The following is a 25281-nucleotide window of genomic DNA, read 5'->3' as shown; positions in this document are numbered from 1 at the left end:
ATGGAAATGGACGATCCGAAGCCCACATTTTTGAGGCGCCGCCTGCCGCTGGTGCATGCGGACTTCGCCGCGACCTATGCCCGGAGCCTGCATAAGTGGCTGCTCGTCGCGCCTCTCATCGGCGTGACGGTGGGGCTTGCGGTGACGCTGGTCGCGGTGGCGATTCTGCGGCTGACCTGGCCGGCGGTGCTGGGTTTCTATCTGGGCCATCACTGGGCGATTGTGCCGGGCGTGGCGGCTGGATGCGCGGTGGCGGGCCTCATCATGCAGTACCTGACGCCGGATGCGAACGAGCACTCGACCGAGGAGGTCATCCGGTCGTACCACGAGCATGGCGGCCGGATCGACGTGCGGCCGTTCCCGGCCAAGCTGCTGGCTGCGGTGGCGACCGTGGGCGCGGGCGGCAGCGCGGCGCTCGAAGGGCCGAGCATCTACGGCGGCGCGGCGCTGGGGTCGTGGCTCTGGACACGGCTTGAGCGGCTGCGCCGGTTCGAGCTGACCGCAAGAGACCGGCGCATCATGCTGATCTGCGGCGCCGCGGCGGGCATGTCGGCGGTGTTTCGGGCTCCGCTGACGGGCATCGTCTTTGCGCTCGAGATGCCGTACAAGGACGACCTGGCGCACGAGGCGCTGATGCCGTCGCTGATCGCGTCCGTCATCTCCTACCTCACGCTGGGCGCGTTCCTGGGCACGGATCCGCTCTTCAACTTCGCCAGCGCCGCCGGCTACACGATGCGCGACCTGCTGTGGTGCGCGCTGCTGGGTGGTCTGATCGGGCTGCTGGCGATGGCCTTCGTCATCACCTTCGGGCGCCTGCGCCGCGCGGTGGTGGCGTGCCGGGCGCCGCACTGGATGAAGCTGACGCTGGGCGGTCTGCTCACCGGGCTTTGCGGCGTGGCGTTCCTGCATCTCTATCCGGGCGACCTGATCCCGATCGGTCCGAACTACGGGGCAGTGGGGATGATTCTCAACACGCATCACAGCTCGTCGGAGCTGGTTGTATTCGGTGGGTTGAAGCTGGCGGCGACTGCGTTCACGCTGGGCGCGGGCGGGGTCAGCGCGATGTTCGTACCGCTCTTTCTCACTGGCGGCGGCCTGGGAGTCGCCTTCGCCCAGACCGTCGTCCGGACGGCCTCGGTCTCGCTCTACGCGGCGGTCGGCATGTCGTCGTTCCTCTCCGCTGCTTATAAGACGCCGCTGGCGGCGGTGGTCTTCGTGGCGGAGGCAACGGGCGGCCACGCATTCCTCGTTCCGGCGCTGATGGGCGCGGCAGTGGCGTACGCCGTTTCGGGAGATGCGTCCGTCTCAGGGGATCAGCGGGTGCGTGAACGGGCTGTCTAGCGCCAGCACTTTGGCGGATTCACGGGGGTTCAGCCCTGGGCTCCACGCTCTTCCGTCACAGGTCTCTTGAGCACAAAACACAATCCCGCGCCCACCACGGCCAGCCCGCCGATCAGCAGCAGACCGGCGGTGTAGTTGTGGGTCAGATCCTTCAACCGCCCGGTAACGTACGGGCCGGAGAAGCCGCCGATGCCGCCGACCATCGTGATGATCGCCACGCCGCCGGCCGCGGCCTGTCCACCGAGCACGCCGGTAGGCAGCGTCCAGAACGGGCCCATCAGCGACCAGTAGCCCATCGCGGCGAGCGTCATCGCGCAGAGCGCGGCCGCCAGCGATCCGGCATATGCCGCCCAGCCGAAGCCCGCGGCCGAGAGCAGCAGGCACAGCGCGATGTGGCCGCGCCGCTCGCCCGTGCGGTCGGAGTTCCAGCCGATCAGCACCGTGAAGATCGCGGCGGCAATGTACGGCACGGTCGCGTATTTCGCGATGGTGCTCGCGCCCGACGGATTCGAGGCGTGCAGGAAGCTGTTCAGCACCAGCGGCATCCACAGATTCACCGTGTAGACGCCGATCTGATCGAGGAAGAAGATGCCCGCCAGCACCCAGACCATCGGCGTCTTGAAGGCGTCGAGCAGGTGGTGCTTGTCGCTCGCGCCGCCTGCCTTGCGGTCCTGCTCCAGCTCGTTGTCGAGCCACTTCTTCTCGGGTTCGGAGAGCCACGGCGCGTCGTCCGGCCGGTCGCGGAGGACGAAGAGAACCGAGACGCCCATCAGGATCGTCGGCACGCCTTCGACGAGAAACAGCCACTGCCAGCCATGCAGGCCGGAGTGGCCTTCCAGCTTCAGCAGCGCGCTCGAAAGCGGCCCGCCGACGACGCCCGCGATCGAGGTCGCGGTCATGAACTTCGCCACCGCCCGCGCCCGCTCGCGCGAAGGGAACCAGTAGGTGAGGTAGAGGATCATGCCAGGAAAGAACCCCGCCTCGGACACACCCAGCAGGAACCGCAGCAGGTAGAAGCTATGCGCGCCCTTCACGGCCATCATGCAGGTCGCGATGATGCCCCAGGTGATCATGATGCGCGCGATCCAGATGCGTGGGCCTACCTTGCCCAGCAGCAGATTGCTGGGCAGGTCGAAGAGCGACGACCCGAGGAAGAAGATGCCCGCGCCCGTGCCGTAGACCGTGTCCGAGAGGTGCAGGTCGCGCTTCATCTCCAGCGCCGCAAAGCCGACGTTGACCCGGTCGAGGTAGGCGAGGATGTACAGGATGAAGATGTAGGGGATCAGCCGCCACGTGATACGGCGGTAGATGGCGGCTGCGTCGACGCTGTTTTCCTGGACAGTTTCCGGCATAGGAGTAATTTACTTGGCTTGCGTCCATTGGATGCGTTCTACTGCTGGGCATGACGCAACTTCTTCATTGGATACGTCAACTGCTCGCACTGACGATGATCCTTTTTTTCATGGCATGGATGTGGGCCGTGGGCGCGCAGTGGGTGCTGCGCTGGCGGGCGCAGCGGCTGCTGGCGGATGTGCGGACGCTGGAGGTGGGAACTCCGCCTGCCGATGCGGTGAATCACTTTCTCGGTCGTTGGAAGGTTGCGGGCAATGCCGAATGCAAGCCGAGGAGTTGCTTCTATGCGGTCGTTCTGGAGACGACGCTGCCTTCATGGGCTCGCTACGATGCGACACGATCCGGCTTGAGAAATCTGATTCCACATGCAGCGGTCGACCTCGGCCTGCGATCGTCCCTCGTGCGTGGAGGGTTCGCTATCGAAGATGGTGTCGTCGCGAGGGTCTATTTCGGGGAAGGGGTGGAGGGCGAGTCATCCGTCCATGGGCAGAGCCGGGAAATCTTTGCGGGATCGCAGGAGATTGCGGGATACGCGCCGCAGGGTGCACAGACTCTCTTGCCTTTACCCGATCATCGAAGAGTGCTCTCAACCAAGATGGGCCTTTTGGTAGAGTTCGATCCTGCACTCGATCCTTCGGCGAAACGGGCAGCGATGAACTTTCGGCTCGCCTGCATCACACAGTTCAAACCGTGCCTCCGTGAAGAGGAGATTCTTCCCGGAGCCGGGAAGTTGCTGGAGAAGCGGAAACCCGCAGGTGCCCCATGATCGCTGAGCCGTGGCGAAGCTATCGTGGGGTTATGCTCTGAACGGGGTCGCAGCAGCCAGAAGCAAAAGCAGATTCCCTGCGGGAATGACAAATAAGAGAGGCGACGGTTGGCCTGTCTTTGCTTCTAGGTAGGCCAAGGCTTCAGCCTTGGCGCTCAACCCCGGCAACAACGCGGGCGTTAGCCCCTGGGGTATGCTCTTGTCTCGAAACGATCACGACTCTTTGTCGAAAGAGCTATTCCTTCGCCGCTTCCACAGGTCGCTCCGGCGGCAGCACCTGCACCCTGCGGCCTTCCTTCCACGAGGCCCAGCCGGACACCAGCATGATCCCCAGGAACCCCGCGAATCCCAGCGCGATGCCGAGGGCCGCGAGCACGCCAACGACCGTCACCCAGATCGGCATGGCCTTCGTATCGAAGTTGATGAAGGCAGCCGTGACATCCCCGGCCAGCAGGACGAGCGACAGCACCAGCACGGTCAGGCTGGCGATCAGCCAGGGTTTGTAGGCTTTGCCGATGGGATCGCTCATGCGCTGGCCTGCTCGGTTGCCAGCAGTGCGCGCTTGCGTTCCACGCCCCAGCGATAGCCGGTCAGCGAGCCGTCGCGACCGATGACCCGGTGGCAGGGCACGACCACGGCGACAGGATTCGCCGCGCAGGCGCCAGCCACGGCGCGTACCGCGGTCGGTGTGCCGAGCGCGTTGGCGATCTCCGAGTAGGTGCGGGTCTCGCCGCGCGGGATGTTTTGCAACTCGCGCCAGACGCGCTGCTGAAAGGCCGTGGCGCGCACGTCCATCGGCAGCTCCAGCGCCTTGGGGCTTTCGCCGATCTGGCTCAGCACGGCGTCGACCGCGTACGAAAGCTCGCGGTCCATCTGCTTCAGCTCGGCCTTGGGGAAGGCGCCTTCGAGCCCGCCAATCAGGTCGAGCGCGGAGTCGCCAAAGGCGATCCAGCAGATGCCGCGGTCGGTCGCGCCGATCAGCAACTGCCCGAGCGGCGAGTCGGCGAGGGTGTAGCGAATCGTCTCGCCCAGGCCGCCGGCCTTCATCGCGCTGGGCGTCATGCCGAGCGACGCGCCCTCGTACAGGCGGCTCGACGAGCCGAAGCCAGCCTCATAGATCGCGTCGGTCACGCGGGTCTTCGGTTCGCGGACCTTTTCCTTGAACTTCGCGACGCGCTGCGCCTTGGCGTACTCGCGCGGGCTGACGCCGAGCACGCGCTTGAAGCCGCGCAGAATCGTCAGGGGCGCGACGCCGGTGGCCTTGGCGACGTCCTTCAGGCGCGTCCGCTCGTCGGAGTGGTCGGCGAGGAACTGCGTCACGGCCTCGATGGCCTTGATCTGCGGGTCGTCCTTCTTCGCGACGGAGTCCGGCTCGCAGCGCAGACAGGGCCGGTAACCGGCGGCCTGCGCCAGCTCCGGCGTGGGGAAGAAGGTGACGTTCTTGCGCTCGGGCCGGCGGCTGGGGCAGCTCGGCTTGCAGTAGATCTTGGTCGTCTTGACGGCGTAGAAGAACTGGCCGTCGGCGCGTGCGTCGCGCGCCAGCACCTGCTGCCAGGCTTTGCCGGCAAAGTGGCTGGGGACTTCGAGTTTTTTTGCGGGGTGTTGTGCGGTCATCGTCATACCCAGTATCTTCCTCTTCCGGTCGATGTGCCACACTCCGGATTTGGACTGGGAAGTCTAGGAGCCTATCTCCGGCAGAGGCACGGGAGCGCCCTCTTCATCCACCTCGAAGCTCTTCACATAAAAGTAATTCAGGTTCGCCGCGCCAAAGCTGGTCGTGATGGCGACGTCCGTGGCGTCGCGGCCGGTGGCCATCAGGGTGCGGCCCAGGCGACCGTCGTTGTGGCGTGCGTCCATATCCCACCACTGGTCGTCGAGGAAGACCTGGTACCACGCGCTGAAGTCGCCGGGGCTGCCGTTGCCGGGCCGGCGGATGTCGCCCAGATATCCCGTGACATAGCGTGCCGGGATGTTCATCGCGCGGGTCATCGTGATCGCCAGGTGCTGGAAGTCGCGGCAGACGCCGGTGCGTTCGGTGAAGACGTCCAGCGCGGTCTTCGTCGGACGCGCCTTGGCGTAGTCGAACTGAACGGCATTGTGGACCCAGTCGCGAATCCAGATGGCGCGCGCCCAACCGGGGCTGGTGTGGCCGAACATCTCGCCCGCGACCTGCGACAGCGTGTCGACGGGGCAGTAGCGGCTGCTCAGCAGGTAGGGCAGCACGTCCGTTGGCAGGTCTTCGATATTGTGCTGGATCGCCTCGGTCTTGATGAGGTCGCCGACCCCGCTGTTGTGGACCGTGCTGGACCCCGTAAGCCGCAGCCCGCCCTGCGGCGCGACGAACCGCGTACAGCGATTGCCGAAGCCGTCGTTGAACTCCTCGCCCATGATGTTGCGCGAGAAGTCCCAGCCGATGTGTTCGATGCGCAGATACTCCGGGCCCAGACGTGCGCGGTCGAGCGAAGGGTGCAGGCGAAGCATGGCGATGATAGCCGCGGGGTGCGGTATCTGAAACTCGATAGTGAACTCGGACCGGATCAGCATGGGCGTGAGCGGCTCCCTTTGGGGTCTCAGATTTTTATGGCTGGCTCCCCTAGAATGACACGAGCGGGCCTACGACGATACGCGCGCGGCCCCGCGGCGATGGAACGCATAGAGCATCGCGCCCAGCCCGCCGCAGACCGCTAGGCTGACGCCCGCGTCGGTCAGGTAGGCGCCCGTGACGCCGCGCCACGCGTAGCCGCGTCCGTCGACCAGTTGCATATAGATGATGGGCAGGTTCGAGGCCGAGGTCAGCAGGCCGTACTGCGTTGCGGCCAGCGGATTGTTGCGCCCGATCGTCTCGTAGCAGATGGCGACCGTGCCGGTGAAGGCGAGCGCCTGAAAGACGTTCTCCCCCGCCAGCGCCAGGCCGAAGGCCGTGGGGTTGCGCCCGAGCAGCAGCAGGCTCGCCGTGAAGATCGCGCCCGCGCAGCCGATGGCAAGGTACAGCGGACGCAGCGGCAGCAGCTTCGCCAGCGGGATGAAGAGCAGGCTGCCCACGATGCCGGCCACCGTCATGGCGGAGCCGCCGATCAGGTTCACGGTGCGCTCGTCCGCGTGGAAGTCCGCGCCCCAGCCGCCGAGCAGGTTCGTCAGGCAGAAGGACGCCGACGGCAGCAGGAAGAGCGCCAGCGCCAGCAGCGCCTCGCGCCGCCGCACGACCAGCCAGACCTCGCCGAAGAAGGCGCGGAAGCTCTCGCCGGCCAGCCGCCGGTCGGGTCCGGGCGCGGGCATCAGCAGGAAGATCGCCGTCGGCAGAAAGATGATCGCGCCCAGCGTGAAAGCCGCGACCGCCAGCGGCAGCGCGCGGACGAGCTCTCCGGCGAGGATCGTCATCAGGCCGTATCCGCCAAAGCCCGCGACGACCGACCATGAGCTCAACTGCGCCTCATCCTCCCGCCGGACGATCGTCGCCAGCCACCCGCCCAGCGCGTTCGCCGACAGGCTGCCCGCGGCGTAGCCCAGCATCATCAGCCACTCCACCAGCCGGACGTTCCCACGATTCAAAATCGTCAGGGCAAGGCAGACCGCCGAGACCGCCGCCAGCACCGTCGCATACCACCGCCGGCTGAAGCGCACATCCAGCACCGGCCCCAGCAGGAAGGTCCAGAAGCCAGGCGCAATCACCGCCGCCGTAATCACCCCGATCTGCGCGCCCGGCACATGCTGCGCCGCCAGCAACTGCGGCAGCGGCAGCGTCGTGAAGCCGGTGTACAGGCCGAAGGTGAGATTCGACATGCCCATCAGCCAGATGGGCGCGGTGCGGCTTCGGCTCATGCAGCGCTCTCCTTGCCGGGGTAACGATCGAAATGCGTCATCGACTGCGATTCAGCGCTTTCGCATCCGCACAAAATGCTCGTCATCTCGACCGGAGCGCAGCGGAGCGGAGAGACCTCCGCATTGCGTCTTTGCGGTTGCTTGTCCTTGTCTGAGGGCAGAAGAATCCATGGGTTGGAACCTGCTCAGTGTACACGGAGAAAAGCCCGGGCTTGCGCCCAGGCTTTGTCCTGCGAACAGCTCAATCCTTGTACGGATCGAACTCGTTCGCGCCCGCCATCGCCACGCCCAGCGGGGTGAGCGTGTGCAGCACGCGGATGGTGTCGCCGTGCGCCGCCAGCACCTCGGGCAGCCGCTTGTAGCAGTCCGGGCTCTCGTCCAGACCGCCTCCACGCAGGACGACGTTGGCCCGCTGCAGCCAGCCCTCCATCATCGCCGGCTTCACCAGACCCTCGCGCTTGACGGCCCCGGTCTTCTTGTCGAAGGTGCCGGTGGCCATCTTCCGGCCCAGCACACGGCCCGCGCCGTGGACCGTCGAGTACAGGCTCAGCTTCGACTCCGGCGTCTCGACGCCCTCCAGAATCACGCTGATCTCGCCCATCGTGCCGCCGACGAAGCCCCGCTGGCCGGGGAAGGCCGGCGTCGCGCCCTTCCGGCATACCCACATCTCCCGGCCGTTGTGCGTCTCCTGCCACGCGTAGTTGTGGTGGTTGTGCACCTCCTCGACGATGCTCGCGCCCAGCAGCTTCGCCACGCGGCTGCACACCCAGTCCCGGCCCGCGTAGGCATAGGTTCCGCCCAGCTGCATGGCGTGGATGTACTGCTGGCCGAGGTCGCTGGCCGTGTCAAAGAAGACCGGATCGACCATCATCCCGTCCGCCGCGCCCGCCGCCTTCAGGAACCACGTCGCGATGCCGTGGCCGAGACCACGCGAGCCGAAGTGCACCCCCACCCAGACGCGATCCTGCTCGTCCGCGAAGAGGTCGACGTAGTGGTTGCCGCTGCCGATCGTGCCGAGCTGCGCGTTCGCCTTATGCTTCAGCGGCTTGGCGGCTTCGGTCGCCCAGCCCTCGTGCTCGTCCGAAACGAAGGGCGAGTCGCTGTTGTTCTCACGGTTCTTCCGTCCAACGCCGAAGGAGAGCGTCGCCCAGATGTCGTCCATGATCTTGTGGATGTTCGCGCGGACCTCAGCAGCGGGAATATCCAGCCGCACTGCCTTGTTGCCGCAGGCGATGTCGAAGCCGACGGCGGTCGGGCTGATGCGGTTCTCGCTGGCGATGACCCCGCCGATCGGCACGCCGTAGCCGAGGTGCCCGTCGGCCATCAGGGCAAAGTAGTCTGCCGTGCGCGCACAGACCTTCGCCTGCGCCAGCGTGTTCTCTTCGTGCGTTCCCCATACCGGGATTTCGTCGATGTACTGCATGTTCGTGGTTCCTTTCTGGCGGCATGCCGGGGTTGAACCCCAGGGCTGAAGCCCTTTTCGTGCCGGGTTGGAGTTCATGGGGCTTAAGCCCCATGCTTCCACCCTTTAAAGAGCAATGGGTTCAAACACATGCGTGCGGCCGGGCTGTGTGCCTCGTCGGCGCGATTCGCGTTCGGGGCAAAAGAAAGAGCCTGGGCTGTCGCCCAGGCTCGATGTGCTGCGGATTTGACCTTCGGCTTATGCCGCGGGCTCCTCTGCTGCAATCTTGGTCTGTGCAACGGTCCAGTCGTTCGCGCCTACCTTGAAGCGGGCGAAGCGGCGGACGGAGATATTCTCACCGAGCTTGGCGACCTTGCTCGCGATGAGCTGCGAGATTGTCTGCGTCGCTTCCTTGATGAACGGCTGGTCGACGAGGCAGGTCTCCTCGTAGAACTTGCTCATCTTGCCCTCGAGGATCTTGCTCACGACGGCCTCCGGCTTGCCCTTCATCGCGGGCTGCGCGAGGAAGACGTCCTTCTCGCGGTCGAGCTCGGACTGCGGAACCTCGTCACGTGTGACGAAGCGCGGGTCGGTCGCGGCGATGTGCATCGCGATGTCGCGGAGCAGCTCCTGGAAGTCTTCGGTGCGGGCCACGAAGTCGGACTCGCAGTTCAGCTCGAGCAGCACGCCGATCTTGCCGCCGGCGTGGATGTACGTGCCGACCGCGCCCTCGTTCGTGGTGCGGCTGGCCTTCTTGGCGGCCGACGCCATGCCGCGCTTGCGCAGCACGACGAATGCGCCTTCCATGTCGCCCTTGGCTTCCTGGAGCGCCTTCAGGCAGTCGCCCATCGGGGCGCCGGACTTTTCGCGGAGTTCCTTGACGAGCTTGGCATCGATCTTCACAGCGGTTTCGGTAGACATTGGAATAGTCCTTTTCTCAAGTGCAGCTTACGCGGCTAGTGTTGCAGTTCGTGTGTCGCCGGAAAGAAACCTTCGGACGCAGAAAGAGCGTGGCGCCGTTTCGCCGGCATCCACGCTCTCTGGTGAGTTTCGTGGAGCTTAGGCGGTGGCTTCGGCGTGCACCGGCTCGGCTTCGAGCTCGGGCTCCGTCTCGGCGACTGGCGCCTTGCGGATGTTGCCACCCAGCACGGCTGCGAGGTCGATGTTCGCGTCGACATCCTCGATGGAGGCCTCGGCGGTTCCGGTCGACTCCTGCACCGGCTCGGCCGAGAGCTCTTCGCCCTCTTCGCCGATGAAGTGCGACTCGGTCGGGATGACCTGCACGTCGGCAGCCTCGGTCGCGAACGCACGCTCGGAGACCATCTGGACGCCCTCGGCGGCGGAATCGGCCATCTTCATGGTGAAGAGGCGGATGGCGCGCAGAGCATCGTCATTTCCTGGGATCACGTAATCGACGACAGTCGGGTCGCAGTTGGTGTCGACCACGGCGACGACCGGGATGCCGAGCTTGCGAGCCTCCGCAACCGCGATGGCCTCGTTGTTCGAGTCGATGACGAAGAGCGCATCCGGAAGACGCTTCATGCTCTTGATACCCGACAGGTTGGTCGAGAGGTGCTTGCGCTCGCGCTCCAGCTTGATGACTTCCTTCTTGGTCAGCAGCTCGTAGCGGCCATCGGTCGACATGTCGTCGAGCTCCTGCAGGCGCTTGACCGACTTCTGCACCGTCACCCAGTTGGTGAGCAGACCGCCCAGCCAGCGGCTGTTGATGTAGGGCATGCCGGCGCGGTTCGCCTCTTCGGCGACTGCATCCTGCGCCTGGCGCTTGGTGCCGACGAAGAGGATCAGCTTGCCGGTCGAGGTCAGATCGGTCACGAACTTTGAAGCCTCTTTGAACATCTTGAGGGTCTTCTGCAGGTCGATGATGTAGATACCGTTGCGCTCGCCGAAGATGTACTCCTTCATCTTCGGGTTCCAACGCTTGGTCTGGTGGCCGAAGTGTACGCCGGCTTCGAGCAGTTCCTTCATCGTAATGTTTGCCATGGTGAGGCTCCTGTTTATAGACCGGGCCAAAAGCGGCTGGTCTGGATTGATCCCTTGCGGTGACGCGTCGGGAGATTTGACTCCTTGCCACGAGAGATGACCCCGTGGGTGTTGCGATGGAGGAGATCAGGCGAACCCCCTGATCTCCTCCAGATGCATGGCACGTCCGAGCAGAGAACAGACAAAAGCAAAAGCCTTTGCTGAAGAGCTCGTACTAGCGCTTCGAGAACTGGAAGCGAGCGCGAGCGCCCTTCTGACCGTACTTCTTGCGCTCCTTGCCGCGCGAATCGCGGGTCGTGAGGCCTTCCGCCTTCAGCGCCTTGCGCAGCTCAGGGTTGAATTCCATGAGCGCGCGTGCGATGCCGAGCTTCACCGCGTCGGCCTGGCCCATGATGCCGCCGCCCTTGACGGTCGTCAGCACGTCGAAGGTCTCTTCGATGCCGGCGATGCCGAGCGAGCGCTTGGCTGCAACGCGCTGCTGCGGGGTGACGAAGTAGACGTCGACGTCCTTCTTGTTGACGGTGAAGTTGCCGCTGCCCGGGCGCAGGAAGACGCGCGCGATGGACGACTTGCGGCGGCCGGTGCCGTAATACTGAATAAGGTCTGCCATGATGCTCCTTCGATCTTGGTGGCCGGGGTGATGATCGTACCCCAGGGGCTAAAGCCCGAATTTGTTGGCTCCGTCGAGTCAGGGCTGAAGCCCTGACCTATCCAAAAGCGGAACTAAGCCTTCGCTGCCTTGGGCGCGTTGCTCGCGTGGATCTCGAGCGGCACGGGCTGCTGGGCGAGGTGCGGATGCTGTCCGCCCTTGTAGACCTTCAGCTTGGTGGCCATCTGGCGGCCGAGCTTGGACTTCGGCAGCATGCCCTTGATGGACTGCTCGACGATGGCCTCGGGACGGCGTGCAAGCAGCTTGATGAAGGACTCTTCGCGCAGACCGCCGGGGAAGCCGGTGTAGCGGCGATAGAGCTTCTGGTCGCTCTTCATGCCGGTCAGGACGATCTTCTCGGCATTGATCACGATGATGTGATCGCCCATATCGATGTATGGCGTGTAGAGCGGATTCAGCTTGCCGGCCAGAACGGAGGCGGCGACGGTCGAGATGCGGCCCAGCGTCTTGCCGGTGGCGTCGATGACGAACCACTTGCGCTGGATATCTTTGCCGCTCGGAATGGTGGTGGTGTTATTCAGATTCACTTCGTTTACTCCCTGGTTCTGCCGTCTTCAGTGTTCGGCGTGGTGCATGAAGAAGGTTCAACACTTGATCAAGCGCAAAAGGTACAGGGCGAACGGTGGATAAACCGTACGCAGGACGCGAGTTGTTGCCTGGCGGAGGGCATGGCGAACGAGCGAAACCCCACTCGCGCACAACGATGCCGAACAACCTGGATCTGCGCATTTGCCGGTAAGGCGGGAGAGTGGGTGCTTCGAGGGGTGTGGCTCGCCAAAACAAGCCCGCCCCGGGTGTATCCACAATCAGCAACCGATCCAAAGCGGCAATCGGTATCCCGCTGCTCTGACTGCCCTGGCCGCCGAAGTGAGAGGCACACGAAACCCAGGACGTGCAGACGCGAGACTGCGCGAGTCTCAAGAATAGCCAGAGCGGCGGGGAAAGTCAACGAATTCTCCGATATCTTCGACAGAAGTCAGCGGCATCTGATGAAATGGCTTCGTACGCCATGCGTACCCACGGAGGCTGCCGTGAATCGATCGATGCACCGTTGGACCGTATCCTCAGTCATCTGCGCCGCAATGTTCGCTTCGGCGAACGCCCAGCAGGCAAAGCCCACGCCGCCTACCTCGCCCCCGGCGGCTGTTGACGACGTCGATCTCGAACACGCCCAATCGCTCATCGGCCGAGCGCTCTTCCTCCGGAACTTCTACGCCGCGAACGAGCTTACCTTCGACGCCGAAGGCAAGGTCGCCGGGACGCCGAAGACCACCGACTGGACGCTCTCCGGCATGGACGTCCTCAAGGCCGAGCGGCGCGCGCCGGGGCGCATCGAGCTCGAAGGCGTCCGCGTCGCCATCCGCTATAACCAGGATCAGCACATCTTCGAGCGGCATCCGCAGAAGGACGACAAGCTCACCGTGCAGGTCGCCGACTCCAACCAGCCGAAGGCCTTCGACGCGGCGCTCGCGAAGATCTTTTCGACCGGCATCGACCCAGCGCTGCAGCGTTCGATGCCCGACTTCTGGGTCCACTACTTCACCCCCGCCGCGCCGTGGCCGCAGGACGAGCTGACCGGCAAGCCCATCTACAACACCGCCGCCGCCCCGCTCCCAGCGAGCGCTACGCCGGCCTCGCCCGAGAAGAAGGTCGAGCCCAGGCCGACGAACGAGTCCGAGCGCGACCATGTGAAGGGCACGATGCAGGTCCGCATGGTGGTCGATGAACAGGGCGCGCCGAAGCATGTGGCCGTATTCCTGCCCATCGGCTATGGGCTGGACGAGCGCACGGTCGAGGCCGTGAAGCAGTGGCGCTTCAAACCCGCGGTCAAGGATCAGAAGCCGGTTCCGGCGGGCGTGATCCTCAATCAGGGCTTCGACTTCGTGCCGCCGCCGCACCCCTAGCCACTCCGCAGGAATTCGGATAGATTCAAGCTGAAACCAGCTCAGCAGCCGAAAGACGGACCCGTGCCTGAACCGAAGACGATCGACGTAGCCTTCTGCGCGGACAGCCAGATGGAGGCTCCCCTGCATGTGGCCGCCTCGTCCGTGCTGCGCCATGTAGCCGAAGGCTGCACCGTGCGCTTTCACCTGCTGCTCACCGGCTTTTCGCAGGCCCAGCGGGACCACGTTCTCCGCACGTTCGACCACATCGGCAAGCCGTACGAGGTGCGCTTCCTGCCAGAGCCGCCTGCGGCGATGTTCGCCGGCCTGCGCCCCTTCCACGGCAACATGACGACGTATTACCGGCTCGCGTTGCCCGATCTCGTCGACGCCAGCCGTCTGCTGTACATCGACGCCGACACGGCGACCAGCATCGATGTCTCCGCGCTGCTGGCGCTGCCGCCGGACGGCAATCCGGCCGGCTTTGTCGAAGGCGGCGTCGTCAGCGACTACCCGGAGAAGGCCTTCTACGCCCGCGTCGGCCTGGCTCCCGACACCCCTGCCTTCAACGCCGGGGTGATGCTCTTCAATCTCGACACCTGGCGCGCCGAAGGCTGGACGAACCGGATCCTCGCGTTCTGCCGCACCTACCCGAACGACCTCTCCGCCGCCGACCAGACCGCCATGACCGCGACCTTCGCGGGGAAGTTCCAGCGCCTGCCCCCGGAGTTCAACATCGCGCTCTACCCCAGCAATCCTGTCCCGCAGATCGAGCAGACGCCCGGCATCTACCACTTCGTCGGCAGTCCGAAGCCCTGGGATCTCGGGGGCCGTGTTATCCATACGGCGGCCGGGTTCTACTTTCAATCGCTGGAGAGCACCACGATTCAGCACCGCGCCGGCTACCTGAAGCGCTCCCAGTGGTATCGCGCGTGGAGCGTTCGAGGCGGTTATGCGCGCGCGCTCAAGGGGCGCCTGCTTTCCTAATGCTCGAGTTGCGAAGGGCTCGGCTGCTGCCCGACCTTCGTGCGCAACTGTTTTGGAATCGTCTTGCGGTGGCGCAGATCCGGCTTGGTATGGATGGAGTCCTCCAACCGGTAGAGAATCAAGAGGTTGCGCTCCGGGTCGTCCATTGCCGGAAAGACCGCGACGCGCTCGACGTGGTAGAGAGGCGTCAGCGCGTCCATCTTGTCGTCGTCGATCTGGTTCCAGGCGACGTACCAGCCGGGCCGAAAGAGCTTCACCCGGTCGACCAGTTGCAGCGTGCCGAAGTCGTCGCAGATGCTGTGCAGGCCGGTCATCAGCGAGATGTCCGAGCCGCTGATGGAGAGCACCAGCGGATTGTGTTGCGGGTCCTTCCTGCGGTCCTGATCGATATAGCCGCGTATACCCTCCGCGGCCTGCACCAGCGTATACTCCGGCCGGCGGATATAGCCGAGCGTCGCCCGGGCATCCGTCAGCGCGACGGTTGCGAGGCATACCCCGCAGACCGCGGCCAGCGGCCATGGACGGCGGAACCGGGGCAGCGCTGCCTGCTCCAGCACATAAGGAACCAGCAGGATCAGCGGCACGGCGACCACCAGGTAGTACCGTGGCTGCAGGTTGTCGTGGTAGGCGAGAAACGCCACATACCCGGCCGCCCAAAGCATCAGCGTCGGAATCAGCGGCAGTTCGCGCATCCGTTTGAAGCTCGCCGCCGCTACCGCGACCGAGAGCAAAGCCAGTGGAAACAGCAGCTTGCCCATCCACATGCCGTCGCGCACGGTGTCGCGCAGTACGGACGCGGCGTTCTCCCGCGTAATGCCGGTGTAGGCATTCGCGGAGAAGAGATAGCGGTAGTCCAGCAGGTAGTGCGGTCTCACCAGCAGCAGAAAGTACGCGCCCCAGATCGCCCCGGCCACCGCCGCAGCCGGCAAGGCCACGCGCAGAAACGGGCGCCAGCCATATCCCACGGCGGCGAAGAGCAGCCAGGCGATCGACGGCATCAGGAAGACGGCGGTCGTCTTGGTCAGAATCATCGCCGGCGCCAGCAGGCCGAGCGCCGCGACGACCAGCCAGAGCCGCCGGCCCTCGATCGCCGGCGAGGCCGCGCCGGCTGCTAGCAGCGTCAGTAACCCCAGCAGAATCAGCAGTGGCTCGAGGATCGCCAGCCGCGTGAAGACGTAGCAGAACGGGCTGACGGCGAGCAGCAGCACCGCGACCGCAGGCGCCAGAGCCTGCGGCGAGCTCCAGCGGCGCAGCAGCAGCCAGGAGACCACGAGGATGCCGCCGAAGACCGTCACCGTCAGAGCGCGCGCCGCCGTCAGGCTGACGCCGGTGAAGTGAAAGAGCAGGCCCTCCAGAAACGGCCAGACCGGCAGCGCCGCCGCCGGGTTGAAGTCGCCCGCGACATACCAGTGTCCAAGCTGAAAGTGCCGGATCGCGGCGTCTCCGTACCATCCCTCGTCGGTGTACTTCGACCAGTCCATCCACGGCGAGTTGTTCGGAAAGTCAGCCGTCGGATGGACGTAGTGGAGTGCAAAAAAAACCGCCGCCGCCAGCAGCAGGAGCGTCTGGAGGGCGCGGACGAGCGGGTTGGGCAAGGGCTTATCCAGGGGCACGGAGCGGGGCCAGGGTGAGGGCTGCGGGATTATCCCTCCTGCGGCGTTGCACGTACGGCCGGGGCAGCGCCAGACCGGGCACGCAGGAAGAGAGATACCAGGAATGGAATCGCATAGGCGCAGAGGTAAGCCGCGCCGATCAGGGCGGGTCCGTTTCGCTCCACGACCATCATGGAGCCGGTCAGCATCCCTTCCGGAGCGACGTGAGCAAAGAGCAGGATGATAAAAAGGCCCCACGGCGAACGGCGAACATCGCCGCAAACCAGATCGCAGAAGAGGAAGTCGAAGAGCCACACGGCGGGCGCCACCAGAAAGACGCCCAGCCAGCCAGCCATGTGGTAAGCCTCCGACGAGGGCGTGAACGAGACGCCGGTCGTCGCATCCCGGTCGTCGATCATGCCGCCGATCTCATGCGCATAGAGGTTGCCCCAGTAAAACTCGGGTCTGTTCGGCCAGAAAATGTGCGGGATGGCGCCCGCAAGCGTGGTCCAGATGGGCAGCAGGCCATAGCTGCTTTTGCCTCGTTCCGTGGCGTCGATCAGCAGATCGTCCGCGCTGATCATCTGCAGGCGTTCGATGAGACCCTGGTTGGAGTTGAAATAGCTGGTCGATTCGAACTGTCTTGAAAACTGTTCGATGGCCTCATTCTGCTGTCGCACGCGGCCCAGGTCGGAGAGCAGCGTCACAGCTTGCCCGGCGTTGTATTCGAACTGGCTGAGACTGACGTTCGTTTCGAGGCTCTTGAATCCACGGCCGTACTGGGAGTATGGCGTCAGGTATGTCGCCATCAGATAGACGACGACCGCCGCCCCGGCAATCTGCCCAAGGCTGACACGAAGACGCATGGAACAGGCTGCCACGAGATAACAGAGGAACGGCGTGAAGATGCCTTCCTTCGAGAAATTGATGAGGCCGAAGACGAAGTAGAACCCCCCGGCGATCAGGACCGGCGCGTTGACGCTGCGCTGTCCGCCAGACCTCTCGATCTCATGCCTCACCCCCAGGATGATTGCCAGCGGTATCCAGTTGTTCGCCTGCTGCAGCGAGCTGATCAGGCTGCCGTCCGTATGTGGAACGATATAGGTCAGGAGTGTGATCGCCATGCCGAATACGACGCATATCGCGACCACGGCGGAGGTATGCCTCTCCGGCAGCAGGCCTTCCAGCAGAGCCTTGCGCGGTCGTAACTTCGTGCTGAAATAAACGGCGACAAACATCGAGACAATGCCGCCGAGAAAGACGCCAACCGTGACATGCGGGCTGCGAAGGTTGGTGTCCGCCGCCTCACCGAGCCACGCCTTCCAGGTCCAGCCCAGAATGCAGCCCAGCATGGCGTAGGCGAAGACGTATCCCCCGGTAGGGCGGGTAAAACCGCCAGCCATATTGAAGGTCAGCGTCGCGATCACTATGAAAGAAAAGACGCATATGCTGTAATAGGTTTCGGTTCCCTGCATCTGCTCCAGCACGAAGAGAATTGCAGCGTAAATGGCCGCGATCTTGAGTGGAATTCGTTCTGGGAAAGGAAGCCGCATGGAGTGGCTTTATTCTACCTTGGGCTGCTCAAGCGCTCTTCCATGACTCGTTCGTCCATCGTCGTGGCTTGTATGCTTCGTCGTCTTTGTGATTCTTCGTTCTCCAGGAGCGCCTCAGTCCATGCCAGATCGCTCGCCCAGATCTGCCCCCCCAGTCCAGCCGATTGCAAGACCCGAGCCTTCTATCCGGGTCGTCGTCGTGATTCTTATCGCGGCGGTGATCTTTCTTGAGTTCTGGGTATACAGCCTTCAACTGCATCAGAATCCGCGTTTCTTTCTGGACATACTGCAGGGGATTGCCGATGCGCCGGCCCAATATCGCATTGGGGTCGTCTTTGCCGCCGACTGGCTGGCGCGGCACACCCATCAGGCGATACACCACACGCTCGTGCTGATCGACTTCTGCTCGGCGCTTGCCATGACAGGGGCTTTGACCACGCTCCTGTTTCGTTCGCCCGTCTATCGGCGAGCGGAGCGGGTCGCACAGTGGTTCGGCGGAGCGGTCTTCTGCCTGCTGACGCTGAATTATCTGCTTTGGCTTACCTGGTACGTCCGGCCCGAGACGCTCACGAGCGCCGCATTGCTCTCCCTGACTCTGCTGCTGCTCTCCATCCCCATGCCCGGCGGAGCCGTCCTCTCACGTTCGCTCGGCATCGCCGGAATGATTGGACTCTCGGCCGTGGCGGGCATCGTCCGGGCAGACCTGCAGGCTACCCTGCATGCGGGCGTCTGTCTGATTTGCCTGCTTGGCCCTGGACGCGGCTTCGCTCTGCCGCGCTGGCTTCAGTTCGGCGCGAGCGCGCTGTCGTTGCTCGTCGCCTGCGCGTGCCAGTACTACATGATGCACGTCCGATACCCGCATGCGACTTACGGCAGTTCGCCGGTCTTGATGCTGTTCAGCAATCTTCGGGGGCCGCTCCCGTGGGTCGTACCCGCACTCGCCCTGTTCCCCTGGTTCTGGACCACCTTCACGGTCTTACGGGGACGGTTCCGCCCGGAAGGCCCCGCACTGAGCGCACTGGCAGGTTCGCTGCTCTTCTTCTGCATGTGGATGACGGTCGGACGCTTCGATGAGGTACGCATCTTTCTTCCCTACGCGCTGACCCTGATGCCGCTCACGGTCACGGTCGCCATGACCCGGCTGATCCAGCCAGACTTGGATTCCAGGGTGGAGTGAACCCCGCGGGCCGGCGTCGCGTTGACTTGACCGGCGCCGGGAGCTATGCTCCGCAATGAACGGTCTGCGGGCAGTATCCAGAGTCGATTCCCGCCGGCCGCATGAGACCCCCTTGGGCACGGAGCGGACCGGAACCTCCCCTCGGAGGCCCGGATCAACAGCGATGGAACGATTCGGCGAAGCGTTACGCAGCGAGCGGGAGCAGCGTGGAGTGACGCTGGAGGAGATCTGCGCCACCACCCGCGTCGCCATGCGCCACCTCGAAAACCTCGAGGCCGACCAGTACGGACAGCTTCCAGGAGGCGTCTTCCGCAAAGGCATCGCACGCAACTATATCCATGCGCTGGGGCTCGAAGAGGGCCCTTGGATCGAGCGCTTCGAGGCCAACCTGCGCAGCCAGGGCATCGGCACCGAGACCGAGGGCGACCTGACCCAGTTCGCCCAGAACGTGAAGCGCAGCCGCGGCACGACCGAACGCGGCATGGGTATGCGCTGGCTGGGCGTTGCCCTCCTGCTGGCGCTGGTCGGCGGCGGAGCGTGGGCGGCCTGGAAGTATGTGCTGCATGCGCGCGTTCATTTCTAAGCCTTCCGGGCTGTCGCGAAGTCATAGAAAATGCAGGTCCTTCGCTTCGCTCAGGATGACAGGCTCTAGGGGCGGTTTGACCAGACCCGCCCCACAACCTTGTCATCCTGAGCGAAGCGTAGCGCAGCCGAAGGATCTGCTGTTCGCCCGGAGCGGCGACAAATCCCAGCGTCTTCCAGCGGACGAAACTTTGCACCCCGCTCACACATGCGTAAAATATGAAGGTTGTCCGCCGCATTTCGGCTGGGCACGGATTAGAGGAGATTCTTTTGGCGAAACGCGACCGTTTTCTGTTTACGAGTGAGTCTGTTACCGAAGGGCATCCCGACAAGATTGCCGATCAGATCTCCGATTCGATTCTCGACGCCTGCCTGGCGCAGGACCCTTTTAGCCGTGTCGCCTGCGAGACCCTGACCTGCACCGGCCTCGTCGTCGTCGCCGGCGAGATCACCACCAAGGCCTACGTCGACTTCCAGACCATCGTCCGCAACACGGTCAAAGAGATCGGTTACGACGACGCCCTGAAGGGCTTCGACTCGACCACCTGCGCGGTGATCTCGAGCATCAACAGCCAGTCGCCCGACATCGCGCAGGGTGTGGACACCGGCGGCGCCGGCGACCAGGGCATGATGTTCGGCTACGCGACCAACGAGACGCCCGAGCTCATGCCGACGCCGATCTCGCTCGCGCACAAGCTGTCGTTCCGCCTGTCGGAGGTTCGCAAGTCCGGCCTGATGCCGTATCTGCGTCCCGACGGCAAGAGCCAGGTGACGGTCGAGTACGACGAGAACCACAAGCCGGTCCGCGTCGACGCCATCGTCATCTCGACCCAGCACGCCGAGTTCGCCGACCGCGACAAGAACAGCACCCTGACCAACGAACAGTTGCACGCCGACATCCTGAAGAACGTCATCCAGGCCGTCATTCCGGCGCAGCTGCTGGACGAGAACACCAAGTACCACATCAACCCGACCGGCCGCTTCGTCATCGGCGGACCGATGGGCGACTCCGGCCTGACCGGCCGCAAGATCATCGTCGACACCTATGGCGGCATGGGCCGTCACGGCGGCGGAGCGTTCTCGGGCAAGGATGCGACCAAGGTCGACCGTTCGGCGGCGTACATGGCGCGCTACATCGCGAAGAACATCGTCGCCGCGGGTCTGGCCGACCGCTGCGAGGTGCAGCTTGCCTACGCGATCGGCGTGGTCGAGCCGGTCTCGGTCCGCGTCGACACCTTCGGCACGGGCACGCTGCCGGAAGGTCAGCTTACGGAGCTGGTCCGCGCAAACTTCAAGCTGACGCCCAAGGGCATCATCGAGAGCCTGGACCTGCGCCGTCCGATCTTCAAGCAGACCGCCGCCTACGGCCACTTCGGCCGCTCGGGCGAGGCCTTCACGTGGGAGGCGACCGACAAGGCCGCAGCCCTGAAGGCCGGCGCGCCGGAGCTCGTCGCAGCCAAGTAACTCAACCCTGTCCAAAGCAAAAGGGCGAGCCAATGCGGCTCGCCCTTTTGTTTGCCGGTGGAACGAGGATCGCCGCCAACATGAAGAAAAAAGCAGGTCCTTCGCTCCGCTCAGGATGACAGGCATTGTGGGCAGTGTCGACGACAGGCATTCGGGCGAAGTCTTTGAGTTTCCATCGCGACGTTGTCATCCTGAGCGAAGCGAAGGACCTGCTTTGGCTCTTGTCGTTGTCTGTTGTTGCTTGAGACCAGGCGCCATCGTTTACGGCTACCGCTGCAACACCGCATTCGCCGCGCCGGTCACCGGCAGGGCGAGCATGATGCGGATCAGCTCGCTCTGCCGGCGCGCGCCGGTCTTGGCGAGGATACGCTTCACGTGGAAGCGTGTACTGTCGAGCGTCAGGCCCAGACGCAGGGAGGCCTCGCGCACGTCCAGGCCTTCGAGCAGCAGGTCGGCGACGCGGGCCTCGGACGGGGTCAGACGGTAGAGCAGACGCATCAGCGCGGTGCGTGGCTGGGTCTCGCGCACCGGGTCGCCGACAAAGAGCAGCGCGCCCAGTTTTGCGGACTGGCCGGGCAGCGTGCCGGCGAAGGGGGAGATGGTGACCGCGAGCGGAGGCTTCCCGCCGCTACGGTGGATTGCCACCGAGCCGCCGGCGGAGGGTATCGGCGCCAGCACGTCGGCAAGCAGACCGTGCAGCGCGTGGTGATCCTCCGTACGGGTGCAGGAGAGCCGGCCGTGCGTGGCCAGGAGTCCGTCGCCCGCCTGCAGCAGCGCGTGGGCCTGCCGGTTGCAGAGGATGATCCGGGCCGCGGAATCGACGCCCAGGACGGCGTGTTCGTGCGCTTCAAGCGCGGACTCCAGACCCAGCTTTGCGGACTCCGTCATCGCCAGCCGGTGATAGAGCGTGATGGCGCGTTGCAGATGCGGTCGCAGGGTGCGGGCCACCACATCCGCTTCGGGGGTGAAAGACCCATGCACCTTCGCGCGCTGGCAACTGATGACGGCCGCCGGCGCGCCCGGCAGATCGACCTGCAGGCCGAGGCTGTAATGCATCTTGTTGGGACGAAAGAAGTCGTTGTAGAACTCGGTCCGCTCGAACTCCGCCATCGGCATCGAGTGTTCGCTGTACCAGACGTCGTCGCCGGTGTAGATCCTCGCGCCGGCCGCGTAGATGGGGTTGATGCTGGCGTAGTAGTCGGCGTAGACGGCCCATACGTCGTCTGAGGTGTTCTGGAGCGCGACGAGGTCGGGTACCTGCGCACCGGGCGAGCCGGCGTACATCGCGATGGACTCGCCGCCGATGAGTTCGGCGAACTGACCCATGACGTATCCCCACAGCTCGGGTTTTTCTACCGCCTCATAAATGGTGTCGATGAGGCCGAGCATGCGCGCGCTGCCGCCGAACGCCTGCTCAGGATGATTGAACATTGGCCCAGGGTCCCCTTGCTACACCTAAAAAGCGGATCGATGCGGAAAGATTACCAGCAACCGAAAATTCTTACCACTCACTTTGGTAACAAGCGCACGAAAGGGAGGCCGAAGCCTCCCCTTCCGCGTCTTGCGCGATCGCTACCTGCTTGCCAGCATCAACATACGGGCGAAGCCCTCGTCGAAGGCCTTCTTGTTCGCCTGCCACATTGCTTTGCTTTCGGGCGTCGCGTCGACGGCGAGCGGCGCCTGTCCGGCGCGCATGAAGCCGTGGCCCGCGCCCTCGTAGCTCACCGGCTCGTAGGTCTTGCCCGCGGCCTTCATGTCGAGGACGGTCTGGGGCACGGTCGCGCCGATGCGCGCGTCGTTGCCCGCGTAGAAGCCGTAGACCGAGGCGTTGATCGACTTCATCTTTTCGACCGGCGGCGGCGGGCCGTAGAAGACGAAGGCAGTCGTCAGGTCCGGCCGCTGGGTCGCGAAGAGGAAGCTCTTGCCGCCGCCCCAGCAGAAGCCGACCGACATCAGCTTGCCGTTCGACGAGGGCAGCGCCTTGCCGTAGTCGGCGACCGCGTTCAGGTCGGCGTTGACGACATCCTTGTCCAGCGCGGAGACGGCCTTGGTGACGGCGTCCTGTCCGGCGAACGCGTCCGTGCCGCCGCCGTTCGGGCCGATGCCCGAGAGCAGGTCCGGCGCGACGACAATGTAGCCCTTGGCGGCGATCTCGTCGGCCATCAGCTTGGCCCAGTCGGAGAGCCCGAAGATTTCGTGGATGAGCACGATCACCGGCGCCTTGCCCTTGACCTCGGGGTAGACGACGAAGGTGGAGATGGTGCGACCGTCGACCTTGACCGGCACATACTCGTGGTGGCGCGAGCTTTTCTCAAGCGCGGCCTTCGCCCAGTCCTGCGCGCGGGCGGGTGCGGCGGAGACGGCGAGCACGGCAAGGACGGTCAGGGCGGAGAAGATGCGCTGGATGCGGTTCATGCCTGCGAGTCTACGCGGTCCGGGCGGGCGGCGGCAACACCTCGGTTGTATCGACCAAAGTTTGGGCCAGTAGAAGTCGTGGTTCGATCGGTCTACGTCCCACCCTTCGCTCACAGTGCGAGCGAAGAATGGGGCGCCCCAACGGTAGAGGTTCTTCAGCCCCGGTTGGAGTCGATCAGCGAGCCGATGATCCCGCCAACCACGCCTGTCGTAACATTTTCCCTGCGGCGTTCGCTGGGTGCGTATTCGAGGATCTGGTGGGCGAGGCGCGAGATCGGCAGGGTCTGGAGCCACACGCGGCCCGGTCCGGTCAGCACGGCGAGGAAGATGCCGTCGCCGCCGAAGATCATGTTCTTGATGCCCGGAACGGTCGTGATCTGGAACGAGACGCAGCCCTGAAACGCGCCGACATGGCCGGGATGCACGCGAAGCTGCTCGCCAGGACGTAGATCCTTGACGATCACCTCGCCCGAGAGTTCGAGCCAAGCCGTGCCGTGGCCCGAGACCTTCTGCAGCAGGAAACCGTCGCCGCCGAAGATGCCAGCGCCCAGCGACTGCTGGAAGCCGACGCCGAGCTGCACGTTTTCGGTCGCGCACAGGAAGCCGTGGCGATGGATCATATAGTCCATGCCGCCCAGCTCGATGGGGACGATATGGCCGGGCACCTTGGTTGCGAAGGCGATCTCGCCGACCTGGCCGTAGGCGCGGTACTCGGTCATGAAGAGGGTGCCGCCGCCGGCGACGCGTTTGATGATGCCGAGCAGCCCGCCGCCCCCGCCCATCTGGGTGTGGGTCGTCATCTGGATGGAGCTGGTCATCCAGCTCAGCTCGCCGGCCTCGGAGATGACGGCTTCGTTCGGCTGCAGCAGTACTTCGAGGACGGGCATCGTGGTTCCGAGAATCCGGCTTTGCATGAACTTCCTCCGCGCGCTGTTTCAACGACAGCTTACACCTGTATTTACGGGCGGCGGTGAGGAAAGGTTCCGCTTAGGCTCGCGGCACGGCAGGTGGAAGCATGGGGCTTCAGCCCCGGCTCTTCTTCCGCATCGGCGGAGTGCCCAGGGCTGAAGCCACATGCTTCCACCTGAAAGGCCGATGCGGTTTCCGATGACGACGAGCTGGCTGGCGAGTGGACTCGGGGGCTGGTTCCATAGGAGCGACAGCCTCCCTGTCAGTTCGAAGCGCGGCCAACTGGGCCTGACGGATAAGGCAGCGCGGCTTTTTTGGCGGAGCAGACGTTCTTGCAGGTATGCATCACGCCATCCCCGATCCGGTCATCAGCAGCGAGTGCAGCGTGACATCCTCGAGGAAGTTCAGCTCCAGCCGGATGCACACGACCTGGTTCGGTTCGCCGGCGCGGTCGACGTGCTGGCGGCAGGTGCAGAGGTCGGTCAGGGTGGCGTGCGCGATGCGCGTCAGTTCGATGCCGGAGGCGACCAGCGAGCTGTAGAGCTCCATGATGCTGCGCAGTTGAATCTCCAGCTTGAACTCCATCGTGCTGGCCGAGGTCGTCTTGCGGTCGAGCACCCAGCCGCCGCAGTGCGTGAACGCCTTGGTAAGGATAGGCAGAACGCCCTGCCGGTCTTCGTAGCTATATCCGTGGAGATCGTGTGTATTCATGTTGGTCCGCTCCGCATCGGCTTGTTGGTTTCTGCCGTCAAACTCTTCATCGGTATAGGGTTGCGATGCCGGCATGGTGTCCGAAACCGGTTGTCATGTGACCTTGGTGCACGTTTTCGGTGGAACGGCATATCGTGAGGTAAAGACGTAAAACGGGACAGTGGAGGGAACAGCATGGTTGTCGGCATCGGTACGGATCTGACCGAGATCACCCGCATCGAGAAAAGCCTGGAGCGCTTTGGGGAACGCTTTCTCCAACGCATCTTCACCGCCGGGGAGATCGAGTACTGCCAGCGGAAGAAGGGCTCGGCGGAGAGCTTCGCGGCGCGATTCGCGGCCAAGGAGGCCGGGGCGAAGGCGCTGGGTACGGGCATCGCGCGCGGCGTCTCGTGGCAGGAGATCGAGGTGCGCCGCCTGCCGGGGCAGCGTCCGACGCTGCATCTGAGCGGACGCGCGGCCGAGCGGGCGGCGAAGATGGGCGTGACGAACATCTCGCTCAGCCTGACGCACAGCCGCGAGCTGGCGATGGCGGTGGTCGTGATGGAGTCCGGCGGCTGAAACCGTTCGCCTCCGCGGCGCATCCATTCCTGTGGAAGCCCCTTGAGTTTCAACACACGAAACGCGGACGGGCGTGTTGTATTCTCAGAGGTATCGAG

24 protein-coding genes are annotated in these 25281 nt (G+C 64.4%); 8 read left to right on the top strand and 16 right to left on the bottom strand.

Going from position 1 to position 25281, the window contains the following annotated elements; all coding sequences use genetic code 11:
* Positions 1 to 6: 6 nt before the first annotated feature.
* Positions 7 to 1341: a chloride channel protein gene (locus CHB87_RS16300; RefSeq protein ID WP_089409630.1), complete on the top strand. Its 1335-nt coding sequence runs from the start codon at positions 7 to 9 to the stop codon at positions 1339 to 1341.
* A 29-nt stretch (positions 1342 to 1370) separates the two neighbouring features.
* Here the strand turns inward: CHB87_RS16300 and CHB87_RS16295 are convergent, their stop codons facing one another.
* Positions 1371 to 2693 carry an MFS transporter gene (locus CHB87_RS16295; protein ID WP_089409500.1) on the bottom strand — a complete coding sequence of 441 codons (1323 nt, stop codon included), beginning with the start codon at positions 2691 to 2693 and terminating at the stop codon, positions 1371 to 1373.
* 50 nt (positions 2694 to 2743) lie between these two features.
* Between CHB87_RS16295 and CHB87_RS16290 the strand changes: the two genes are divergently transcribed.
* Positions 2744 to 3460, top strand: coding sequence for a hypothetical protein (locus tag CHB87_RS16290; protein WP_089409499.1), 717 nt, complete (start codon positions 2744 to 2746; stop codon positions 3458 to 3460).
* Positions 3461 to 3695: 235 nt separating this feature from the next.
* Here CHB87_RS16290 and CHB87_RS16285 read toward each other — a convergent pair whose 3' ends face one another.
* From CHB87_RS16285 to rplM, 9 genes are all read right to left on the bottom strand, one after another.
* Positions 3696 to 3989, bottom strand: coding sequence for a hypothetical protein (locus tag CHB87_RS16285; protein ID WP_089409498.1), 294 nt, complete (start codon positions 3987 to 3989; stop codon positions 3696 to 3698).
* Entirely contained in the window at positions 3986 to 5080 is a 1095-nt protein-coding gene (ada, locus tag CHB87_RS16280; protein ID WP_089409497.1) for a bifunctional DNA-binding transcriptional regulator/O6-methylguanine-DNA methyltransferase Ada, read from the bottom strand. The genes CHB87_RS16285 and ada overlap by 4 nt, the downstream gene beginning before the upstream one ends.
* Before the next feature lie 57 nt (positions 5081 to 5137).
* Entirely contained in the window at positions 5138 to 6004 is an 867-nt protein-coding gene (locus CHB87_RS16275; RefSeq protein WP_089409496.1) for a transglutaminase-like domain-containing protein, read from the bottom strand.
* Positions 6005 to 6073: 69 nt separating this feature from the next.
* Entirely contained in the window at positions 6074 to 7279 is a 1206-nt protein-coding gene (locus tag CHB87_RS16270; protein WP_089409495.1) for an MFS transporter, read from the bottom strand.
* Positions 7280 to 7520: 241 nt separating this feature from the next.
* Positions 7521 to 8702 (bottom strand): RtcB family protein, encoded by a 1182-nt coding sequence (locus CHB87_RS16265; RefSeq protein ID WP_089409494.1) that lies wholly within the window; start codon positions 8700 to 8702, stop codon positions 7521 to 7523.
* A gap of 237 nt (positions 8703 to 8939) precedes the next feature.
* Positions 8940 to 9602 carry a translation elongation factor Ts gene (locus tag CHB87_RS16260; protein ID WP_089409493.1) on the bottom strand — a complete coding sequence of 221 codons (663 nt, stop codon included), beginning with the start codon at positions 9600 to 9602 and terminating at the stop codon, positions 8940 to 8942.
* Positions 9603 to 9740: 138 nt separating this feature from the next.
* Entirely contained in the window at positions 9741 to 10682 is a 942-nt protein-coding gene (gene rpsB / locus CHB87_RS16255) for a 30S ribosomal protein S2 (protein ID WP_089409492.1), read from the bottom strand.
* 214 nt (positions 10683 to 10896) lie between these two features.
* The gene (gene rpsI / locus CHB87_RS16250) at positions 10897 to 11292 is read right to left on the bottom strand and encodes a 30S ribosomal protein S9 (RefSeq protein WP_089409491.1); all 396 of its coding nucleotides are present in this window, start codon (positions 11290 to 11292) and stop codon (positions 10897 to 10899) included.
* A 113-nt stretch (positions 11293 to 11405) separates the two neighbouring features.
* Positions 11406 to 11879, bottom strand: coding sequence for a 50S ribosomal protein L13 (gene rplM, locus CHB87_RS16245; protein WP_245818042.1), 474 nt, complete (start codon positions 11877 to 11879; stop codon positions 11406 to 11408).
* A gap of 504 nt (positions 11880 to 12383) precedes the next feature.
* Between rplM and CHB87_RS16240 the strand changes: the two genes are divergently transcribed.
* Both CHB87_RS16240 and CHB87_RS16235 read left to right on the top strand, forming a co-directional pair.
* Positions 12384 to 13256 carry an energy transducer TonB gene (locus tag CHB87_RS16240; RefSeq protein WP_176441809.1) on the top strand — a complete coding sequence of 291 codons (873 nt, stop codon included), beginning with the start codon at positions 12384 to 12386 and terminating at the stop codon, positions 13254 to 13256.
* Between the two features lie 63 nt (positions 13257 to 13319).
* Positions 13320 to 14222, top strand: a complete 903-nt coding sequence (locus CHB87_RS16235) for a glycosyltransferase family 8 protein (protein ID WP_089409489.1) — start codon at positions 13320 to 13322, stop codon at positions 14220 to 14222.
* On the opposite strand, the gene CHB87_RS16230 is transcribed toward CHB87_RS16235, so the two are convergent.
* Positions 14219 to 15817 carry a hypothetical protein gene (locus CHB87_RS16230; RefSeq protein WP_089409488.1) on the bottom strand — a complete coding sequence of 533 codons (1599 nt, stop codon included), beginning with the start codon at positions 15815 to 15817 and terminating at the stop codon, positions 14219 to 14221. The two genes, CHB87_RS16235 and CHB87_RS16230, sit on opposite strands and share 4 nt — an antisense overlap.
* 47 nt (positions 15818 to 15864) lie before the next feature.
* On the bottom strand, positions 15865 to 17367 hold the full coding sequence (locus CHB87_RS16225) for a hypothetical protein (protein WP_089409487.1): 1503 nt from the start codon (positions 17365 to 17367) through the stop codon (positions 15865 to 15867).
* 199 nt (positions 17368 to 17566) lie between these two features.
* On the opposite strand from CHB87_RS16225, the gene CHB87_RS16220 reads away from it, so the two are divergent.
* The 3 genes from CHB87_RS16220 to metK all read left to right on the top strand — a co-directional run bounded on the left by CHB87_RS16220 (position 17567) and on the right by metK (position 20590).
* On the top strand, positions 17567 to 18544 hold the full coding sequence (locus CHB87_RS16220) for a hypothetical protein (protein WP_089409486.1): 978 nt from the start codon (positions 17567 to 17569) through the stop codon (positions 18542 to 18544).
* A gap of 163 nt (positions 18545 to 18707) precedes the next feature.
* Entirely contained in the window at positions 18708 to 19127 is a 420-nt protein-coding gene (locus CHB87_RS16215; protein ID WP_176441808.1) for a helix-turn-helix domain-containing protein, read from the top strand.
* A 269-nt stretch (positions 19128 to 19396) separates the two neighbouring features.
* Positions 19397 to 20590, top strand: coding sequence for a methionine adenosyltransferase (gene metK, locus CHB87_RS16210; RefSeq protein WP_089409484.1), 1194 nt, complete (start codon positions 19397 to 19399; stop codon positions 20588 to 20590).
* Between the two features lie 267 nt (positions 20591 to 20857).
* Here metK and CHB87_RS16205 read toward each other — a convergent pair whose 3' ends face one another.
* The 4 genes from CHB87_RS16205 to CHB87_RS16190 form a co-directional block, all read right to left on the bottom strand.
* A complete protein-coding gene (locus CHB87_RS16205) occupies positions 20858 to 22021 on the bottom strand; it encodes a helix-turn-helix transcriptional regulator (RefSeq protein WP_089409483.1) in 1164 nt (387 codons plus the stop codon).
* 141 nt (positions 22022 to 22162) lie between these two features.
* Complete coding sequence (locus CHB87_RS16200) at positions 22163 to 23005, bottom strand: dienelactone hydrolase family protein (protein WP_089409482.1); 843 nt, start codon at positions 23003 to 23005, stop codon at positions 22163 to 22165.
* A 155-nt stretch (positions 23006 to 23160) separates the two neighbouring features.
* A complete protein-coding gene (locus CHB87_RS16195) occupies positions 23161 to 23919 on the bottom strand; it encodes a TIGR00266 family protein (protein ID WP_089409481.1) in 759 nt (252 codons plus the stop codon).
* Between the two features lie 340 nt (positions 23920 to 24259).
* A complete protein-coding gene (locus CHB87_RS16190) occupies positions 24260 to 24625 on the bottom strand; it encodes a hypothetical protein (protein ID WP_089409628.1) in 366 nt (121 codons plus the stop codon).
* A gap of 174 nt (positions 24626 to 24799) precedes the next feature.
* Between CHB87_RS16190 and acpS the strand changes: the two genes are divergently transcribed.
* The gene (acpS, locus tag CHB87_RS16185) at positions 24800 to 25183 is read left to right on the top strand and encodes a holo-ACP synthase (protein WP_089409480.1); all 384 of its coding nucleotides are present in this window, start codon (positions 24800 to 24802) and stop codon (positions 25181 to 25183) included.
* Positions 25184 to 25281 lie beyond the last annotated feature (98 nt).

Origin of the sequence: Granulicella rosea (assembly GCF_900188085.1) — a bacterium.
Lineage (GTDB): Bacteria > Acidobacteriota > Terriglobia > Terriglobales > Acidobacteriaceae > Edaphobacter > Edaphobacter rosea.
The sequence above is the reverse complement of the archived record's forward strand: the minus strand, read 5'-3'. Positions and strand labels throughout refer to the sequence as shown.

Coding starts and splice junctions, on each gene's coding strand:
- CHB87_RS16215 (WP_176441808.1), top strand. CDS start 18,708: ATGGAACGATTCGGCGAAGCGTTACGCAGCGAGCGGGAGCAGCGTGGA.
- CHB87_RS16225 (WP_089409487.1), bottom strand. CDS start 17,367: ATGCGGCTTCCTTTCCCAGAACGAATTCCACTCAAGATCGCGGCCATT.
- CHB87_RS16195 (WP_089409481.1), bottom strand. CDS start 23,919: ATGCAAAGCCGGATTCTCGGAACCACGATGCCCGTCCTCGAAGTACTG.
- rpsB (WP_089409492.1), bottom strand. CDS start 10,682: ATGGCAAACATTACGATGAAGGAACTGCTCGAAGCCGGCGTACACTTC.
- CHB87_RS16190 (WP_089409628.1), bottom strand. CDS start 24,625: ATGAATACACACGATCTCCACGGATATAGCTACGAAGACCGGCAGGGC.
- CHB87_RS16200 (WP_089409482.1), bottom strand. CDS start 23,005: ATGAACCGCATCCAGCGCATCTTCTCCGCCCTGACCGTCCTTGCCGTG.
- CHB87_RS16300 (WP_089409630.1), top strand. CDS start 7: ATGGACGATCCGAAGCCCACATTTTTGAGGCGCCGCCTGCCGCTGGTG.
- CHB87_RS16270 (WP_089409495.1), bottom strand. CDS start 7,279: ATGAGCCGAAGCCGCACCGCGCCCATCTGGCTGATGGGCATGTCGAAT.
- rpsI (WP_089409491.1), bottom strand. CDS start 11,292: ATGGCAGACCTTATTCAGTATTACGGCACCGGCCGCCGCAAGTCGTCC.
- CHB87_RS16205 (WP_089409483.1), bottom strand. CDS start 22,021: ATGTTCAATCATCCTGAGCAGGCGTTCGGCGGCAGCGCGCGCATGCTC.
- acpS (WP_089409480.1), top strand. CDS start 24,800: ATGGTTGTCGGCATCGGTACGGATCTGACCGAGATCACCCGCATCGAG.
- CHB87_RS16260 (WP_089409493.1), bottom strand. CDS start 9,602: ATGTCTACCGAAACCGCTGTGAAGATCGATGCCAAGCTCGTCAAGGAA.
- CHB87_RS16265 (WP_089409494.1), bottom strand. CDS start 8,702: ATGCAGTACATCGACGAAATCCCGGTATGGGGAACGCACGAAGAGAAC.
- CHB87_RS16275 (WP_089409496.1), bottom strand. CDS start 6,004: ATGCTGATCCGGTCCGAGTTCACTATCGAGTTTCAGATACCGCACCCC.
- CHB87_RS16290 (WP_089409499.1), top strand. CDS start 2,744: ATGACGCAACTTCTTCATTGGATACGTCAACTGCTCGCACTGACGATG.
- CHB87_RS16295 (WP_089409500.1), bottom strand. CDS start 2,693: ATGCCGGAAACTGTCCAGGAAAACAGCGTCGACGCAGCCGCCATCTAC.
- ada (WP_089409497.1), bottom strand. CDS start 5,080: ATGACGATGACCGCACAACACCCCGCAAAAAAACTCGAAGTCCCCAGC.
- CHB87_RS16285 (WP_089409498.1), bottom strand. CDS start 3,989: ATGAGCGATCCCATCGGCAAAGCCTACAAACCCTGGCTGATCGCCAGC.